The sequence below is a fragment of the Acinetobacter sp. GN11 genome, from assembly GCF_054823985.1.
In genome coordinates this window covers 1-17,424 of the sequence record NZ_JRVL01000056.1, presented here as the reverse complement: position 1 = coordinate 17,424, position 17,424 = coordinate 1, and the positions used below count along the sequence as shown (strand labels likewise).

Here is a 17,424-nt window from a genome sequence, read left to right as displayed (position 1 = left end):
AAAAACTCTATTTTTATTTAGTTGTAACAAAGAATATTGGTGTTTTTTTAAGTTTAATTGTATAAAAAATAGCTAATTGAACTGCGTTAAAATAATAAAAACTTCTATTTCCAATAAAAATTGCTTTCTCAAATGTATTTTAGCTTGACCGATTTGGGGTGAATGTAAGTACGTTTACTTAATTGAATTGTGGCTTTTATTGAAAATATGAGGAGTTACTAACATTTTTCTATTTATATGATGAATTTATAACTTTATCTTTAGTCTAAAACTTACTTATTTAAAAGAAATTTCAGAAAAAATGAAATTAAATAAAAAGTTATTTTAAACAATAACATGATGGAACTATGTATACCTTTTTAATAGGGTTAATAGGGTGATATCATTGTGAATGATTCTTATTTAATTGTTTTTTGCTTAAATGGGAAAGTGGATTGTTTGTATTTTGATACTTCGCGTTTTATAATTCAGTGTCGTTTATAGGTTAGGCATGAGCTGTGCTTGCCTAACAATGCCAGCTTTCCTTGGAATTAATTCAACAAACTCCGGTCGGAGTTTCTACCTACAGGATGCCCGCTGTGAAAAGCAACAGACCTGTCAATTTGTCCATGGGTCAGGTGTTAGCGGTAAATTTACGCTCACCCGTGGCTATTGCATCAATTTTACACCGTTTATCAGGTGTCATCGTTTTCTTATTAGTACCAGTTCTATTATGGATTTTAGATAAATCATTATCTTCACCAGAAGGATTTGACTACGTTAAAAATGTCGTGTTTGGAAATATCCTTGTACGTTTTATCGTTTGGGTATTTGTAGCCGGCTTATTATTCCACTTTATTGCTGGAGTAAAGCACTTACTTGCAGATTTAGGTTTTGCTGAAGAACTGCAAAGTGGTCGTATTGCAGCGACAATTTCATTGATCTTATCTGTGGTAGCCATTATCGCAGCCTTTGTATGGATTATGTTCTAATGAAAAGTGCTACAGGTTTAACTGGTTCAGGTTCTCGTGATTGGTATATCCAGCGTGTAAGTGCGGTTGTATTAGCAGCCTATACTGTTGTTCTTTTGGGTTGGATTCTCTGCAAAGGCGGATTTGACTATCAACAATGGGCTGGTTTCATGATGACATTACCAATGAAGATTTTCTCTTTATTGGCAATTTTATCACTTATCGCACACGCATGGATTGGGATGTGGCAAGTTTTTACTGACTATGTCACTACTCGTCAAATGGGTCCTTCAGCGAAAGGTTTACGCCTTGTACTGACGACGGCTGTCATTATTGCAGTGTTTGTGTACGCAATCTGGGGTATCCAGATTTTCTGGGCGAATTGATAGGAAGACATCATGGGCGCGATAACCCCTAAAGAAGATTATTCAAATATTCAAAACCTCACTTTCGATGCAGTTATCGTTGGTGGTGGTGGTTCTGGTATGCGTGCATCTTACCAACTTGCTCAAGCAGGTTTGAAAGTTGCAGTACTCACTAAAGTTTTCCCGACACGTTCGCACACTGTAGCTGCTCAAGGTGGTATCGGTGCGTCGTTAGGTAATATGCAAGAAGATAACTGGCATTTCCATTTTTACGATACAGTAAAAGGTTCTGACTGGTTAGGTGACCAAGACGCAATTGAATTTATGTGTCGTGAAGCGCCAAAAGTTGTGTATGAACTTGAACACATGGGTATGCCTTTTGACCGTAACGCTGATGGTACAATTTACCAACGTCCGTTCGGTGGTCACTCTGCTAACTATGGTGATAAGCCAGTTCCACGTGCTTGTGCAGCTGCGGACCGTACAGGTCATGCATTATTACACACGCTTTATCAAAGCAACGTGAAAATGGGTACTCAATTCTTCGTTGAATGGATTGCTCTTGATTTGATCCGTAACGAAGCTGGTGAAGTTCTTGGTGTAACAGCAATTGACCAGGAAACTGGTAACATTTCAGTATTCCAAGCAAAAGCGACATTATTTGCTACTGGTGGTGCTGGTCGTGTTTATCGTGCATCAACAAATGCTTATATCAACACTGGTGACGGTCTTGGTATGGCTGCTCGTGCTGGTATTCCATTGCAAGATATGGAGTTCTGGCAATTCCACCCAACGGGTGTTGCGGGCGCTGGTGTATTGTTGACAGAAGGTTGTCGTGGTGAAGGTGCAATCCTTCGTAATAAAGACGGCGAACCGTTCATGGAACGTTATGCACCGACTTTAAAAGACTTGGCTCCACGTGACTTCGTTTCACGTTCTATGGACCAAGAAATTAAAGAAGGTCGTGGTTGTGGTCCAAAAGGTGATTATATCTTACTTGATATGACTCACTTGGGTGCTGAAACAATCATGAAGCGTTTACCATCTGTATTTGAGATTGGTAAAAAATTCGCGAACGTTGATATCACAAAAGAAGCAATTCCTGTAGTACCAACAATCCATTATCAAATGGGTGGTATTCCTACGAATATGCATGGTCAGGTATGTTTACCTGAAGTGGGTACAGACAACTACACTAAACCTGTAAAAGGTTTCTATGCAATTGGCGAATGTTCTTGTGTATCAGTACATGGTGCAAACCGTTTAGGTACAAACTCACTTCTTGACTTGGTTGTATTTGGTAAAGCTGCTGGTGAGCACATTATCGATTACGTTACTAAGCATCATGGTGATGAATATGCGCCACTTCCAACAGATGTATTAGGGCAAACATTAGCTCGTGTACGTAAGTTGGATGACTCAACTGCTGGTGAAAATGCTCAAGAAGTTGCTGATGCAATTCGTGATATCGTTCAAGACCATGCAGGTGTATTCCGTACTCAAGCATTGCTTGATAAAGGTGTTAAAGAGATTCTTGCTCTTGAACCACGTGTGCGTAATATCCACTTAAAAGATAAATCTAGAGTATTTAACACTGCACGTGTTGAAGCGCTTGAAGTTGAAAACTTGTATGAAGTTGCAAAAGCAACTCTAATTTCAGCAGCTGCGCGTAAAGAGTGTCGTGGTGCGCATACTGTAGTTGATTATGAATTACCAGCTGATCACCCAACTTATTCATACGGTCGCCGTGATGATGAGTGGATGAAACACACGTTATGGTATTCATCAGATAACCGTTTGGAATATAAGCCAGTGCGCTTCAAACCTTTGACTGTTGATGCAATTCCGCCAGCACCACGTACATTCTAATCGGGAGTATAAAGATGAGTAGAGGTACTCGTACATTCGAAATCTACCGCTATGATCCTGATAAGGATAAAGCGCCGTACATGCAAACTTTCAAACTTGAATTGACTGATAAGCACCGTATGTTGCTTGATGCATTACTTGCATTGAAAGTTCAAGACGAAACGTTAACATTCCGTCGTTCTTGCCGTGAAGGTATTTGTGGTTCGGATGGTGTGAATATCAATGGTAAAAATGGTTTGGCTTGTTTAGAAAACCTAAATGATTTACCAGAGAAAATCGTAATTCGTCCATTACCAGGTTTGCCGGTAGTTAAAGATTTGGTTGTTGATATGAACCAATTCTATGATCAATATGACAAGATTCAGCCATTCTTGATCAATAACCAGCCAGCTCCACCTAAAGAGCGTTTACAGTCTCCAGAAGAGCGTGAACACTTAAACGGTTTGTATGAATGTATTCTTTGTGCATGTTGTTCAACTTCATGTCCATCATTCTGGTGGAACCCTGACAAGTTCTTGGGTCCTTCAGCATTGTTGAATGCATACCGTTTTATTATTGATTCTCGTGATACTGCTACAGCAGACCGTTTGTCTCGTCTTGACGATCCATTCAGTTTGTTCCGTTGTAAAGGTATCATGAACTGTGTGTCAGTATGTCCTAAAGGTCTAAACCCTACAAAAGCTATTGGTCACATCCGTAGCATGTTATTAGATCAAGCGGGTTAATTCTGCACAAACAGAGAACGCACATCCTTGATGTGCGTTTTTTTTTAACTTTATAATGTAAACTTTAGACTTTGGTCGAAAAAGATGAGGTTTTTATATATTGCACCATATATTAAAAGATAAAATCGCATATGTATTTCGCCAATTTATAGGTGGTATGTGTCAAAAAAATCAATCGTTCGTTAAGAACATGATACGATTTGCCACAAAGTTATAGGTGAAAAAAGCGTATACTAGTGAAATTAATTTAAGTAGCACGATCTTAGATCTGTGCTTAATTTTTATGGTTAAAGTCATTTTAGAAAAGTTAATTTTAAAGTTAATTTTTCTAAAAAGATTTGCAAAAAATTGCTCGGTTTTAATCGAGTATAAGGTGAGTGATGATGCCATTGAGGGTGTTGTGATTCATTAATTACCTATGGAGTTTCCTCTCTAGGTAGTATGACGCCCCATGGTCTTAAAGACCTGTTGGGTAAGTAGTGCCTTTTTTACCAATTTGGCATTATGCATCATGGGTGTGCTTAAAAGGCAGCCTGTAATATTTTTTGCAATAGGAAATGGGTCCACAAATGCAAGAAGTTGCTGACGCATTGCGTCTTGACACTGAACTTTCCGCTGATAGTGCAGCGTATATTGAAGAACTTTACGAGCAGTACCTGTCTTCCCCAACCTCTGTAGCTGAGGACTGGCGCCAATATTTCGATAAATATCCAAAGGGTGACCAACCACACGGCGCTGTGCGTGAGCAATTCCTATTACTAGGACGTAATGCTAATCGTGTTCAACCTGTTGTACAAAGTACGGTAAGTACTGAGCATGAACGTCGTCAAATTGGCGTTTTACAACTTATTGCTGCTTATCGTAATCGCGGACATCAAAAAGCTAAGTTAGATCCATTAGGTCTTGCTAAGCGTGAAGATATTCCTGATTTAGATCTTTCAGCACATGGTTTAACCAAATCAGATTTAGACACAGTATTCAACACAGGCAATCTTGAGATTGGCAAAAGCGAAGCAACGCTTGCTGAAATGATTGAAGCAATGGAAGCAATCTATTGTGGTTCAATCGGTGTTGAATATATGCATATCGTGGACACAAAAGAAAAGCGTTGGATTCAACAACGTCTTGAAAGTGTTCGTGGTCAGCTTAATTTTACAAATGATCAAAAGAAAGGGTTCTTGGAGCGTTTAACCGCTGCAGAAGGGCTTGAAAAATTCCTAGGCAATAAATACGTTGGTGCTAAACGCTTTGGTGTAGAAGGTGGTGAATCTTTTATTCCTATGGTGAATGAAATCATTCAACGTGCTGGTGCTGTTGGTTGTAAAGAAGTTGTTATTGGTATGCCACACCGTGGCCGTTTAAACCTTCTTGTTAATATTATGGGTAAAAACCCTGCAGACTTGTTTGGCGAGTTTGAAGGTAAAGCTATTCATAAGAAAGGTTCTGGCGACGTTAAATACCATCAAGGTTTCTCAAGTAATGTAATGACTCCTGGTGGCGAAGTTCACTTGGCATTAGCATTTAACCCATCTCACTTGGAAATCGTTGGTCCTGTAGTTGAAGGTTCTGTACGTGCACGTCAAGTGCGTCGTAGAGACATCGGCGGTGATGATGTATTACCAGTAATTGTTCATGGTGATGCTGCATTTGCAGGTCAAGGTGTGAACATGGAAACCTTCCAGATGTCACAAACTCGTGGCTATACGGTTGGTGGTACTGTACATATTATCGTGAACAACCAAGTTGGTTTTACAACTTCTGATCCACGTGATGCGCGCTCTACTGAATATTGTACTGACGTTGCAAAAATGATTCAGACGCCAATCTTCCATGTGAATGGCGATGATCCTGAAGCAGTAATCTTTGCTACTCAATTAGCACATGATTTCCGTCATGAATTCCGTAAAGACGTTGTACTTGACTTGTTCTGTTACCGTCGTCGTGGTCATAACGAAGCAGATGAGCCATCTGGTACACAACCATTGATGTATCAAGTGATTGCTAAAAAAGCAACAACTCGTACACTCTATTCAGATCAGCTTGTTCAACAAAAAGTAATTGATCGTGCTGAAGCAGACCAAATGGTTGAAGATTACCGTGCAGATTTAGAAGCCGGAAACCATGTGGCAAACGCTTTGGTGCTTGAACCAAATACAAAAATGTTTGTTGATTGGACACCTTATTTGGGCCATGACTATACAGACGATTGGGATACTTCATTTGACTTAAATCGCTTAAAAGAATTAGGCGAAGGCATGAGCAAACTTCCGGAAGGATTTGTTATGCAGCGTCAAGTGCAAAAAGTAATTGAAGATCGTGTGAAAATGCAAACTGGTGAAATTGCATTGAACTGGGGTGCTGCTGAAACTTTAGCTTACGCAACCTTGATTGATGAAGATTACCTTGTTCGTATTACTGGTGAAGACGTTGGGCGTGGTACATTCTCGCACCGTCATGCAAAATTGCATAATCAGGTAGATGGTTCAACGTATATTCCACTTTGCAATGTCAAAGAAAATCAGCCTCGTTTTGCGATTTACGATTCTTTATTATCTGAAGAAGCTGTTCTTGCATTTGAATATGGTTATGCAACTACAATTCCTAAGAGCTTAATTATTTGGGAGGCGCAATTTGGTGACTTCGTAAACTGTGCTCAGGTTGTAATTGACCAGTTTATTGCTTCTGGCGAGACTAAATGGGAACGAGTTTGTGGCTTAACAATGTTGTTACCACACGGTTTCGAAGGTCAAGGTCCAGAGCATTCATCAGCTCGTTTAGAACGTTTCTTACAGTTATGTGCTGAAGATAACATGCAAGTGATCACTCCAACGACACCTGCACAGATTTTCCATGCATTACGTCGTCAAGCTGTACGCCCAATTCGTAAGCCATTGATTGTAATGTCACCGAAATCTTTACTTCGTCATAAACTTGCAACTTCTACTTTAGAAGAGCTTGCAAATGGTTCATTCCAAACTGTAATTGATGAAGTTGATCAAATTAACAAGTCTGATGTAACTCGTCTTGTACTTTGTGGTGGTAAAGTTTATTACGACTTACTCGAAAAACGTCGTGAACAAAACTTAACTAACGTCGCAATCGTACGTATTGAACAGTTATATCCATACCCAGAACAACGTCTTGCGGAAATCTTGGCTGCATATCCAAACGTGAAAGAACTTGTTTGGACACAAGAAGAGCCGAAGAACCAAGGTGCTTGGTTATTTATCGCACCGCGTTTATACGACGATATCTTAAAATCTGGCAAACAAATCCGTATCAGTTTTGCAGGTCGTGAAGCTTCTGCTGCACCAGCTTGTGGCTCACCGTACTTGCATGCAAAACAACAAGCTCAGCTAATTAATGATGCATTGGCAATCGAAGCTGAACAATCAGGAGATTCTCAATAATGGCAACCGAAATTAAAGCACCGGTATTCCCAGAGTCTGTTGCAGATGGAACCATCGCAACTTGGCATAAAAAGGTGGGTGAACCTGTATCACGTGATGAAGTAATCTGTGATATTGAAACCGACAAAGTTGTTTTAGAAGTGGTTGCTCCTGCAGATGGTAGCTTAGTTGCAATCATTAAAGGTGAAGGCGATACAGTTCTTTCTGACGAAGTGATTGCTCAGTTTGAAGCTGGTGCTGGTGCAGCGGCTGCTCCTGCAGTAGAGCAAGCAGTTGCTCAAACTCAAGCTGGTGCGGCTCCTGTTGTTGAGCGCACTGAAGCTGTATCTGGTCAAGCTCCTGCAGTTCGTAAAGCTTTGTCTGAAACTGGTATTGCTGCTGCTGACGTACAAGGTACTGGTCGCGGTGGTCGTATCACTAAAGAAGATGTGGCAAACCATCAAACTAAACCAGCTGCTAACGTTACTCCGTTAAGCGTAGCTGTTGGTGAGCGTATCGAAAAACGCGTTCCAATGACTCGTTTACGTAAGCGTGTAGCTGAGCGTCTTCTTTCTGCAACTCAAGAAACTGCAATGTTAACTACATTTAACGAAGTTAACATGAAGCCAATCATGGAATTGCGTAAGCAATATAAAGATGCGTTTGAAAAACGCCATGGTGCTCGTTTAGGCTTCATGTCATTCTTTGTTAAAGCTGTAACTGAAGCACTTAAGCGCTATCCTGCGGTAAATGCTTCAATTGATGGCGATGATATTGTTTATCACGGTTACTATGACATCGGTGTTGCAGTATCTTCTGATCGTGGTCTTGTTGTTCCAGTATTACGTGATACTGATCGTATGAGCTATGCAGAAGTTGAAGCAGGTATTGGTGCTTATGCTGCTAAAGCGCGCGATGGTAAATTATCTATCGAAGAAATGACTGGTGGTACTTTCACTATCACTAACGGTGGTACTTTCGGTTCATTACTTTCAACTCCAATTTTGAATCAGCCGCAAACTGGTATCTTGGGTATGCACAAAATCCAAGAGCGTCCTATGGCTGTAAATGGTCAAGTTGAAATCTTGCCAATGATGTATTTAGCGCTTTCTTATGACCACCGTATGATCGATGGTAAAGAAGCAGTAGGTTTCTTGGTAGCAATCAAAGAATTGTTAGAAGAACCAGCTAAACTCATCCTTGATCTTTAATTTCTTCGAATAATATTACCGAGATAGAGTGATCCTCTATCTCGGACTATGGAGATAAACAATGTCTCAACAATTTGATCTTGTTGTTATTGGCGGTGGTCCTGGTGGTTATGAAGCTGCAATTCGTGCTGCTCAACTAGGCTTTAAAGTCGCTTGTATCGAAAAACGTATTCACAATGGTAAGCCATCTTTAGGTGGTACATGCTTAAATGTAGGTTGTATTCCTTCTAAAGCATTACTTGATTCTTCTCATCGTTATGAAGATACAGTGCATCATTTAGCTGATCACGGTATTACTACAGGTGAAGTGAATTTTGATCTTGCTAAGCTTCTTGCTCGTAAAGACAAAGTTGTTGACCAATTAACTGGCGGTGTCGATCAATTGCTTAAAGGCAATGGTATTGAGTGGTTAAAAGGTACTGGTAAATTACTTGCTGGTAAAAAAGTTGAGTTTGTTTCGCACGAAGGTGAAACTCAAGTTTTAGAACCTAAATACGTGATTCTTGCGTCTGGTTCTGTACCTGTAAATATTCCAGTAGCTCCTGTAGATCAAGATATTATTGTTGATTCAACTGGCGCATTAAACTTCCAAGAAGTACCTAAACGTTTAGGTGTTATTGGTGCTGGTGTAATCGGTTTAGAGCTTGGTTCTGTTTGGCGTCGTCTTGGTGCTGAAGTTGTTGTATTTGAAGCAATGGATGCATTTTTACCAATGGCTGATAAAGCTTTGGCAAAAGACTACCAAAAACTTTTAACTAAGCAAGGTCTTGATATTCGTATTGGCGCTAAAGTTGCTGGTACTGAGATCAATGGTCGCGAAGTGACTGTTAAATACACCCAAGGTGGCGAAGAAAAAACTCAAACTTTTGACAAATTAATCGTTTGTGTAGGCCGTAAAGCTTATGCAGAAGGTTTATTGGCAGATGATTCAGGCATTAAATTGACTGAACGTGGTTTAGTTGAAGTAAACGATTACTGTGCAACTTCTGTAGAAGGTGTATATGCAATTGGTGACTTGGTTCGTGGTCCAATGCTTGCTCATAAAGCAATGGAAGAAGGTGTAATGGCTGTTGAGCGTATTCACGGTCATGCAGCTCAAGTGAACTATGACACAATCATTTCTGTTATCTATACGCATCCGGAAGCGGCATGGGTTGGTTTAACTGAAGAACAAGCTAAAGAAAAAGGTCATGAAGTTAAAACTGGTCAATTCGGTTTTGCTGTAAATGGTCGTGCTTTAGCAGCGGGTGAAGGTGCTGGTTTCGTTAAGTTTGTTGCTGATGCAAAAACTGACCGTTTATTAGGTATGCATGTCATTGGACCTGCTGCATCTGATATCGTACACCAAGGTATGATCGCACTTGAATTTGTATCTTCTGTTGAAGATCTTCAGTTAATGACATTTGGTCATCCAACATTCTCTGAAGTTGTTCATGAAGCTGCACTTGCTGTAGATGGTCGTGCAATTCACGCGATTCAACGTAAGCGTAAATAAAATAAAGAGCGGTTCTCCGCTCTTTTTCACATTTGATGGTGTGATTAAAAAAACATCAAGGTGATAGAGGTAGACAGCAATTTGCATATACAACATGAGAATGTTGCGCAAATTGAAGACAACAAACAAAGTTAAGTAGGTAACTAAATGAACTTACATGAGTATCAAGCTAAAGCGTTATTGAAAGAATATGGTATGCCGGTACAAGAAGGTATCTTGGCAACCAATGCAGACGAAGCAGTTGCTGCATTCGAACAGCTTGGTGGTAAATTCGCGGTAATGAAAGCGCAAGTTCATGCTGGTGGTCGCGGTAAGGCTGGTGGCGTTAAAGTTGCAAAATCTAAAGAAGATGTTATCGAGTTTGCAAATAACATTATTGGTACTCGTCTTGTAACGTATCAAACTGATGCAAATGGTCAACCAGTAAACAGCATCATTGTTGCTGAAGACGTATACCCAGTTGAGCGTGAGCTTTACTTGGGTGCGGTTGTAGACCGTTCTAGCCGTCGTATTACTTTCATGGCTTCTACAGAAGGTGGTGTAGAAATCGAGAAAGTTGCAGAAGAAACTCCAGAAAAAATTATCAAAGTTGAAGTTGATCCATTAGTTGGCTTACAACCATTCCAAGCGCGCGAAGTTGCGTTTGCTTTAGGTTTGAAAGACAAGCAAATCAGCCAATTTGTTAAAATTATGGCTGCTGCTTACCAAGCATTTGTAGAAAATGACTTTGCATTATTCGAAATTAACCCACTTTCAGTTCGTGAAAATGGCGATATTTTATGTGTAGATGCAAAAGTTGGTATCGACTCTAACGCGCTTTACCGTTTACCTAAAGTTGCTGCTTTACGTGACAAATCTCAAGAGAATGAGCGTGAATTAAAAGCATCTGAATTTGATCTTAACTATGTTGCTTTAGAAGGTAACATCGGTTGTATGGTTAATGGTGCTGGTCTTGCAATGGCAACTATGGACATCATTAAACTTTATGGTGGTCAGCCTGCAAACTTCCTTGACGTTGGTGGCGGTGCAACTAAAGAGCGCGTAATCGAAGCGTTCAAAATCATCCTTGCTGATACATCTGTACAAGGTGTTTTAATCAACATCTTCGGTGGTATCGTACGTTGTGACATGATTGCTGAAGCAATTATTGCAGCGGTTCAAGAAGTAAACGTAACTGTTCCAGTTGTTGTTCGTTTAGAAGGTAACAACGCTGAGTTAGGTGCTAAATTACTTGACGAATCTGGTTTGAAATTAATTTCTGCGAACGGCTTGTCTGATGCCGCAGAAAAAGTTGTAGCTGCAGTTAAAGCGTAAGGGGAGTATCAATCATGAGCGTATTAATTAATAAAGACACTAAAGTATTGGTACAAGGTTTTACTGGTAAAAACGGTACTTTCCACTCTGCACAAGCTTTAGACTACGGTACAAAAGTTGTTGGTGGTGTTACTCCAGGTAAAGGTGGTACTACTCACCTTGACCTACCAGTATTCAACACAATGAAAGAAGCTGTACGTGAAACAAATGCAGATGCATCTGTAATTTATGTACCAGCTCCATTCGTTTTAGATTCTATCGTTGAAGCAGTTGATTCAGGTGTTGGCCTAATCGTTGTGATCACTGAAGGTGTTCCAACAATCGACATGCTTAAAGCAAAACGCTACTTAGAAACTAACGGTAACGGTACTCGTTTAGTTGGTCCTAACTGCCCAGGCGTGATCACTCCAGGCGAATGTAAGATTGGTATTATGCCTGGTCACATTCACCAACCAGGTCGTATTGGTATCATCTCGCGTTCAGGTACATTGACTTATGAAGCTGTTGCTCAAACAACTAAGCTTGGTTTAGGTCAGTCTACTTGTATCGGTATTGGTGGTGACCCAATCCCAGGTATGAACCAAATCGAAGCTCTTCAATTGTTCCAGGACGATCCAGATACTGATGCAATCATCATGATCGGTGAGATCGGTGGTACAGCGGAAGAAGAAGCTGCTGAATTCATCAAATCTAACGTGACTAAGCCTGTAGTAGGTTACATTGCTGGTGTAACTGCACCTAAAGGTAAGCGTATGGGTCACGCTGGTGCGATTATTTCTGGTGGTCAAGGTACTGCTGAAGAGAAATTCGCTGCATTTGAACGCGCGGGAATGGCTTACACTCGTAGCCCAGCTGAGCTTGGTTCAACAATGTTGCAAGTTTTAAAAGAGAAAGGTTTAGCTTAATCGCTTTATCCTGAATCTTAAAAAGCACCGCATCTGAAAATGATGCGGTGTTTTTTTATCTATTAAAAATAAGTAATCAAGAAAATAAAATTTCTAAAGAAAACAAAATATTTAAGCAAAAAAATACGCAATGATTGGGGTGATCATTGCGTAGAACAACGAATCTGTAAAAACAGTTTCGGTTTAAGGAGAAATGTCGTGAGGTTCATATAATGTAACCTACATGATGAATAATAGAGATAGTTAAGAAATTCTTCATCGCTATTAGCGTTAATAAGTGTTACTTCACGTTAATAGGGTAAAAGCATGTGAATAGTAGTCATTAATACATTAGTAATTCTAAAAAATTATGCTATGAATAGAATAAGCATAAAAAAAGCCCCGAAGGGCTTTTAGATTTTAAAGGAATTAGAATTTAAATAATCCTAAACCGTCTTTAACTTCATCTAAGGTTTGTTGAGTAATAAGACGACACTTATCTGTACCTTGACGTAAAACATCCATAATATAATCAGGATCTTTAGCAAGTTCTTCACGACGTTCACGGATAGGGCTAATCAATTCTTTCAAAACACCTTCAAGGCGTTTTTTAACAGTTCCATCACCTAGACCACCGCGACGATAGTGCGCTTTTAACTCTTCAACTTCTTCTTTATTTGGATCAAATGCATCTAAGTAAGTAAATACAATATTACCTTCAACCTGACCTGGATCTTCAATACGAAGATGATTTGGGTCGGTATACATTGCATTTACAGCTTTTTTGATGTCTTTATCAGAAGCATTTAAAACAATGGTATTGCCTAATGATTTAGACATTTTTGCCTTGCCATCAAAACCAGGTAAGCGTGCCATATTTGAAAGCAAAGCTTTACATTCAGGTAAAAGGTCTTGGCCAATTTGACGGTTTATGCGACGTACGATTTCATTGGTTTGTTCAATCATTGGAATTTGATCTTCACCCACTGGAACCACAGTCGCTTTGAAAGCAGTAATGTCAGCCGCTTGTGCAACAGGGTAGCAGAGGAAACCAGCTGGAATGTCACGCTCGAAACCGCGCATTTGAATCTCAGACTTAATGGTCGGGTTACGCTCTAAGCGTGCAACCGTCACGAAGTTAAGATAGAGCATAGTGAGCTCATTTAGCGCTGGTAAGCATGATTGTACGCAAATCGTGGTTTTTGTTGGATCAATACCGACAGCTAAATAATCTAGAGCAACTTCTAAAATATTGCGACGGACTTTATCAGGGTTATCTGCATTGTCTGTTAAGGCTTGTGCATCTGCTAACAAGAGATGTTGATGATGGCTATCCTGTAAACCTACACGAGAACGCAAAGAACCGACAAAATGCCCAAGATGAAGTTGTCCGGTTGGGCGGTCGCCTGTCAAAATAATTGGACGCTGATCAACATTACTCATTATTTATTCCACTGTCTTATTGGCTTAATCAGGGGTAGTAAGCCCTGCAATATAAAAGATTGGCATTATTGTACGGGAAATAAAAAAAAATCGTCAGCGATTGGTTAAACTTTTCTTAAAATAATATTGTGAATTTATTCAGTAAAATTACAGAAATTGAAAAAAATCATCTTACAATAGCCTAATAAATACAAACTTGGATAAGAAATGGCAAGTGGCTTACTTTTATTACTAGATGATATTGCAACAATTTTAGATGATGTTGCTTTAATGAGCAAAATGGCAGCAAAGAAAACTGCTGGTGTTTTAGGCGATGATTTGGCTTTAAATGCGCAACAAGTTACAGGTGTGCGTGCAGATCGCGAAATACCTATTGTTTGGAAAGTGGCTAAAGGCTCATTTGTTAATAAACTTATTTTAGTTCCTTTAGCATTGTTAATTAGTGTGATTGCGCCTTGGCTAATTAATCCACTATTAATGTTGGGAGGTTTATTTTTGTGTTATGAGGGGGTGGAGAAAGTTCTTCATACCATTATGCATAAAAAGCCATCTACATCAGAAGAAGCAAAAGCAGAATTTGATAGTGAAGAATTAGATTTAGCAAATTTTGAAAAAGAAAAAGTAAAAGGAGCTGTTCGCACAGATTTTATTTTATCGGCTGAAATTGTTGTTATTTCTTTAGGTACTGTGGCTACAGCTACTTTAATGACTAAGGTAAGTGTTCTCAGTATTATTGCTATTGTGATGACAATTGGCGTCTATGGCTTAGTCGGCATGATTGTTAAGATTGATGATTTGGGATTATATTTAACTAAGCAGACTACCTCATTCAAGAAAACTATAGGTCGAGGTTTATTAGCTTTTGCACCTATTTTAATGAAATTACTTTCAATCGTAGGCACCATTGCAATGTTCTTGGTTGGTGGTGGGATTATTAATCATACGATTCCGTTACTTCATCACTTAACTGAAAATACAGTCGATCATGTAGAAACAATACCAGCGGTAGGCAATATTATTGGTGCTTTAACACCGACACTAATTAACTTTGGAATAGGACTGGTTGCAGGAGCAATTGTTCTATTAATTGTGAGTTTAATACAAAAAATGTGGCCAAAAAAAGCATCGGGTTCATGATGCCATTCTAAAATAAGAGGGAAATTATGCGCTGGAAAGGTCGTCGAATTAGTACCAATGTGGAAGACCGTCGAGGTGGTGGCGGTGTTAGAGCAGGTGGTATCAGCATTATTGGTTTGGTTGTGGCATTCGTTGCGTGGAAGTTTTTTGGGGTTGATCCACAACAAGCTTATCAGGCAACTCAGCAAGTCACTGCATCCCAGCAGTCAAATGCAACTGCACCAGAAAGTTTAACAGCCGAGCAAAAAGAAGCCTCTGATTTTGTTGGAACTGTTTTGGCCGATACCGAGGATACGTGGACTCCTATATTTAAACAGTTAGGTAAAACATATACGCCGCCAAGATTGGTGTTGTTTAGTGGAATGATTCAGTCAGGGTGTGGTACTGCCCAATCTGCAATGGGGCCATTTTATTGTCCAGCAGATCAGAAGGTTTATATCGATACAGAATTCTTTAAAGATATGCGTCAGCAAATGGGAATTTCTGGTGAACAAAACCAATCTGAACTTTCTAGACAAGATCAGGCAGGAGATTTTGCTCAAGCTTATGTGGTTGCACATGAGGTAGGGCACCATGTTCAAACTTTGCTTGGTATTTCCTCACAAGTTCAACAAGCCCGCGCACAAGCAAGCCAAAGAGAAGGTAATCAATTATCTGTTCGCCAAGAATTGCAAGCCGATTGTTTAGCGGGTATTTGGGCAAGTCATAATCAGCAACGTACTCAATTTTTAGAGCAAGGCGATATTGAGGAAGCGATGGATGCTGCTCAAAAAATTGGAGATGATTATTTACAGAAGCGCTCTACTGGTCAGGTTGTTCCAGATAGCTTTACGCATGGTAGTAGTGAACAGCGAATGCACTGGTTTCAGGTTGGTTTAAAAACTGGCGATATTAACCAATGTGATACTTTTAACAATCCAGTTTAGGATTTTATAGGATGAGTCTTGTTAAACATATTTAAGAGGCTCATCCGTTTTTCTTTAGATCATAACTATAAATAATGTTAAGAAATTTAACAGAGTGATAGATTGTTCATTCAATTCGTTAAACTTGTGCCCTAATTTCTGTTTTTTATGATTATGGCATTCTTCATGCCAGTTTTTTATTAAGTTTGGTCGATCTAACAAAGTTTCACTTATTTGGTCGTTGACCCAGAAGAAGGGTATTCATGGGTAATTTTTTTCTACTACAAGCATTCACTGTGGTTTTTGCGCTATCAATCGCAACCACGATCTTTAATAAGCGCATTTTAGGCTTTCCACAGGCTATTGGTGTGCCGCTGGTCTCAGCAATTTTTGTCTTTATTTTGCAATGGGGCGCAAGCCTACTAAACGGTAATCAGTTTATTACCATTAATATTCATAATATTGAAGAAGCAGTACGCCATATCGATTTTTATGATTTTTTAATTAATGGTGTCATCTGTTTCATTTTAACTTCTTCTGCACTTAAATTTAAAATTTCTGATTTAAGAAGTTATTGGAAGCAAATTAGTATTTTGGCCACTATTGCCTTAGTCATTTGCGCCGTTTTATTTGGTGGATTGCTCTACGGCTTCCAACTACTAGTTGGATATCATGTGCCAATTCTGGTGCTACTACTTTTAGGTGCAGCTTTAGGAGCAACAGACCCTATTGGTATTAAAGGGGTACTTAGTTCGATACGTGCACCCCATCATTTGATCGTTAAGCTAGAAGGCGAGTCACTATTTAATGATGCAATGTGTATTGCATTATTTATGACCTTGCTCAATGTTTTACAGGGTGAACATTTCTCCTTGATGGCGACACTAGAAGCTTTACTCTATGAAATTGTTGTTGCAGTTGGGATTGGTTGGGCATTTGGGGTAGGGGTGTTGCGTCTATTACGTGGTAAACACGAAATGGAGTCCCTGATTTTGACAACAGCTTTGCTTGCGAGTGGAGCATATTTAGTGGCTTTGTTTGCCCATGCATCAGCACCGATTGCTTGTGTAATTGGCGGTTTAATTGTTGGCAACAAATGGAAAGAAATTCGAGAAGAGCGCGAGATTCAAGAAGTTAATCATTTTTGGCATACCGTAGAAGGAATCATCAACTCATTCCTGTTTACTTTAATTGGTCTAGAGTTATTTATTCTTGATTTAAACTTTAGCCTAATTTTAGGCGGTATTGTTGCGTTCTTTATTCTACATATCTCTCGTTTTGCAGCCAACTTCATGGCTTTTGCCTTTTTCCCGAATATGCGGAAAATGAAAAGTTATAATGGTAGCTTGACCATTTTATCTTGGGGTGGGGTGCGAGGGGGGATTTCACTTGCATTGATTTTGGCCGTTGCCAATATTCCCGCATTAAGTCCTTATAGCAGTATCCTGATTGGCTATACTTTTATTAGTGTGTTGTTATCAGGCATTGTATGTGGTCTAGGCCTACCAGCTGTGATGAATGCTTTCTATTACAATCCGAATGAAGAAACCGAAGGTTTAAAAGGTCTCTATCAAAGATTGTGTCATAAGATGAATCGTAGAGGCTTTCAATATATTGTTGGAGAAGATGCACTGGGTAGAGAAACGATCACCATTTTTAATCCTGATATTCTGGTTGATCAAAAAACTGAAGATGGAATTGCAACCATGCATGATCCAAATAAGTTACAAGAAGTAA

At 39.5% G+C, this 17,424-nt stretch carries 14 protein-coding genes and 1 pseudogene; 13 read left to right on the top strand and 2 right to left on the bottom strand.

The genetic code is table 11. The annotated features are described in order from the left end of the window. Positions 1 to 72: pseudogene (locus NL42_RS07390) on the bottom strand (hypothetical protein); the annotation flags it as partial. Between the two features lie 497 nt (positions 73 to 569). Between NL42_RS07390 and sdhC the strand changes: the two are divergent. The 10 genes from sdhC (at position 570) to sucD (ending at position 12,223) form a co-directional block, all read left to right on the top strand. After that, positions 570 to 971, top strand: a complete 402-nt coding sequence (gene sdhC / locus NL42_RS07385; RefSeq protein ID WP_003655453.1) for a succinate dehydrogenase, cytochrome b556 subunit — start codon at positions 570 to 572, stop codon at positions 969 to 971. After that, the gene (sdhD, locus tag NL42_RS07380; RefSeq protein ID WP_016137039.1) at positions 971 to 1,336 is read left to right on the top strand and encodes a succinate dehydrogenase, hydrophobic membrane anchor protein; all 366 of its coding nucleotides are present in this window, start codon (positions 971 to 973) and stop codon (positions 1,334 to 1,336) included. The genes sdhC and sdhD overlap by 1 nt, the downstream gene beginning before the upstream one ends. Positions 1,337 to 1,348: 12 nt before the next feature. Further along, a complete protein-coding gene (sdhA, locus tag NL42_RS07375; protein ID WP_461312281.1) occupies positions 1,349 to 3,184 on the top strand; it encodes a succinate dehydrogenase flavoprotein subunit in 1,836 nt (611 codons plus the stop codon). A 14-nt stretch (positions 3,185 to 3,198) separates the two neighbouring features. Continuing rightward, positions 3,199 to 3,909 carry a succinate dehydrogenase iron-sulfur subunit gene (locus NL42_RS07370; RefSeq protein ID WP_336166463.1) on the top strand — a complete coding sequence of 237 codons (711 nt, stop codon included), beginning with the start codon at positions 3,199 to 3,201 and terminating at the stop codon, positions 3,907 to 3,909. Between the two features lie 283 nt (positions 3,910 to 4,192). Further along, positions 4,193 to 4,321: a hypothetical protein gene (locus NL42_RS07365; RefSeq protein WP_002116082.1), complete on the top strand. Its 129-nt coding sequence runs from the start codon at positions 4,193 to 4,195 to the stop codon at positions 4,319 to 4,321. A 157-nt stretch (positions 4,322 to 4,478) separates the two neighbouring features. Continuing rightward, positions 4,479 to 7,319, top strand: coding sequence for a 2-oxoglutarate dehydrogenase E1 component (locus tag NL42_RS07360; RefSeq protein WP_461312282.1), 2,841 nt, complete (start codon positions 4,479 to 4,481; stop codon positions 7,317 to 7,319). Then, positions 7,319 to 8,509: a 2-oxoglutarate dehydrogenase complex dihydrolipoyllysine-residue succinyltransferase gene (gene odhB, locus NL42_RS07355; protein ID WP_003655463.1), complete on the top strand. Its 1,191-nt coding sequence runs from the start codon at positions 7,319 to 7,321 to the stop codon at positions 8,507 to 8,509. The genes NL42_RS07360 and odhB overlap by 1 nt, the downstream gene beginning before the upstream one ends. A gap of 61 nt (positions 8,510 to 8,570) precedes the next feature. Continuing rightward, positions 8,571 to 10,004 carry a dihydrolipoyl dehydrogenase gene (gene lpdA / locus NL42_RS07350; RefSeq protein WP_005036509.1) on the top strand — a complete coding sequence of 478 codons (1,434 nt, stop codon included), beginning with the start codon at positions 8,571 to 8,573 and terminating at the stop codon, positions 10,002 to 10,004. A gap of 147 nt (positions 10,005 to 10,151) precedes the next feature. Then, positions 10,152 to 11,318 carry an ADP-forming succinate--CoA ligase subunit beta gene (sucC, locus tag NL42_RS07345; RefSeq protein WP_003655470.1) on the top strand — a complete coding sequence of 389 codons (1,167 nt, stop codon included), beginning with the start codon at positions 10,152 to 10,154 and terminating at the stop codon, positions 11,316 to 11,318. 14 nt (positions 11,319 to 11,332) lie between these two features. Next, the gene (gene sucD, locus NL42_RS07340; RefSeq protein WP_003655479.1) at positions 11,333 to 12,223 is read left to right on the top strand and encodes a succinate--CoA ligase subunit alpha; all 891 of its coding nucleotides are present in this window, start codon (positions 11,333 to 11,335) and stop codon (positions 12,221 to 12,223) included. Between the two features lie 408 nt (positions 12,224 to 12,631). On the opposite strand, the gene trpS is transcribed toward sucD, so the two are convergent. Continuing rightward, complete coding sequence (gene trpS, locus NL42_RS07335) at positions 12,632 to 13,645, bottom strand: tryptophan--tRNA ligase (RefSeq protein WP_016137032.1); 1,014 nt, start codon at positions 13,643 to 13,645, stop codon at positions 12,632 to 12,634. Between the two features lie 207 nt (positions 13,646 to 13,852). Here trpS and NL42_RS07330 point away from each other — a divergent pair, with 207 nt between their 5' ends. From NL42_RS07330 to NL42_RS07320, 3 genes are all read left to right on the top strand, one after another. Beyond that, positions 13,853 to 14,782, top strand: a complete 930-nt coding sequence (locus NL42_RS07330) for a DUF808 domain-containing protein (RefSeq protein ID WP_461312280.1) — start codon at positions 13,853 to 13,855, stop codon at positions 14,780 to 14,782. A gap of 26 nt (positions 14,783 to 14,808) precedes the next feature. Then, positions 14,809 to 15,708: a KPN_02809 family neutral zinc metallopeptidase gene (ypfJ, locus tag NL42_RS07325; RefSeq protein WP_003655486.1), complete on the top strand. Its 900-nt coding sequence runs from the start codon at positions 14,809 to 14,811 to the stop codon at positions 15,706 to 15,708. Positions 15,709 to 15,950: 242 nt separating this feature from the next. Further along, positions 15,951 to 17,424: cation:proton antiporter (locus NL42_RS07320; protein WP_461312279.1), on the top strand; the 1,474-nt coding region annotated here is incomplete at its 3' end.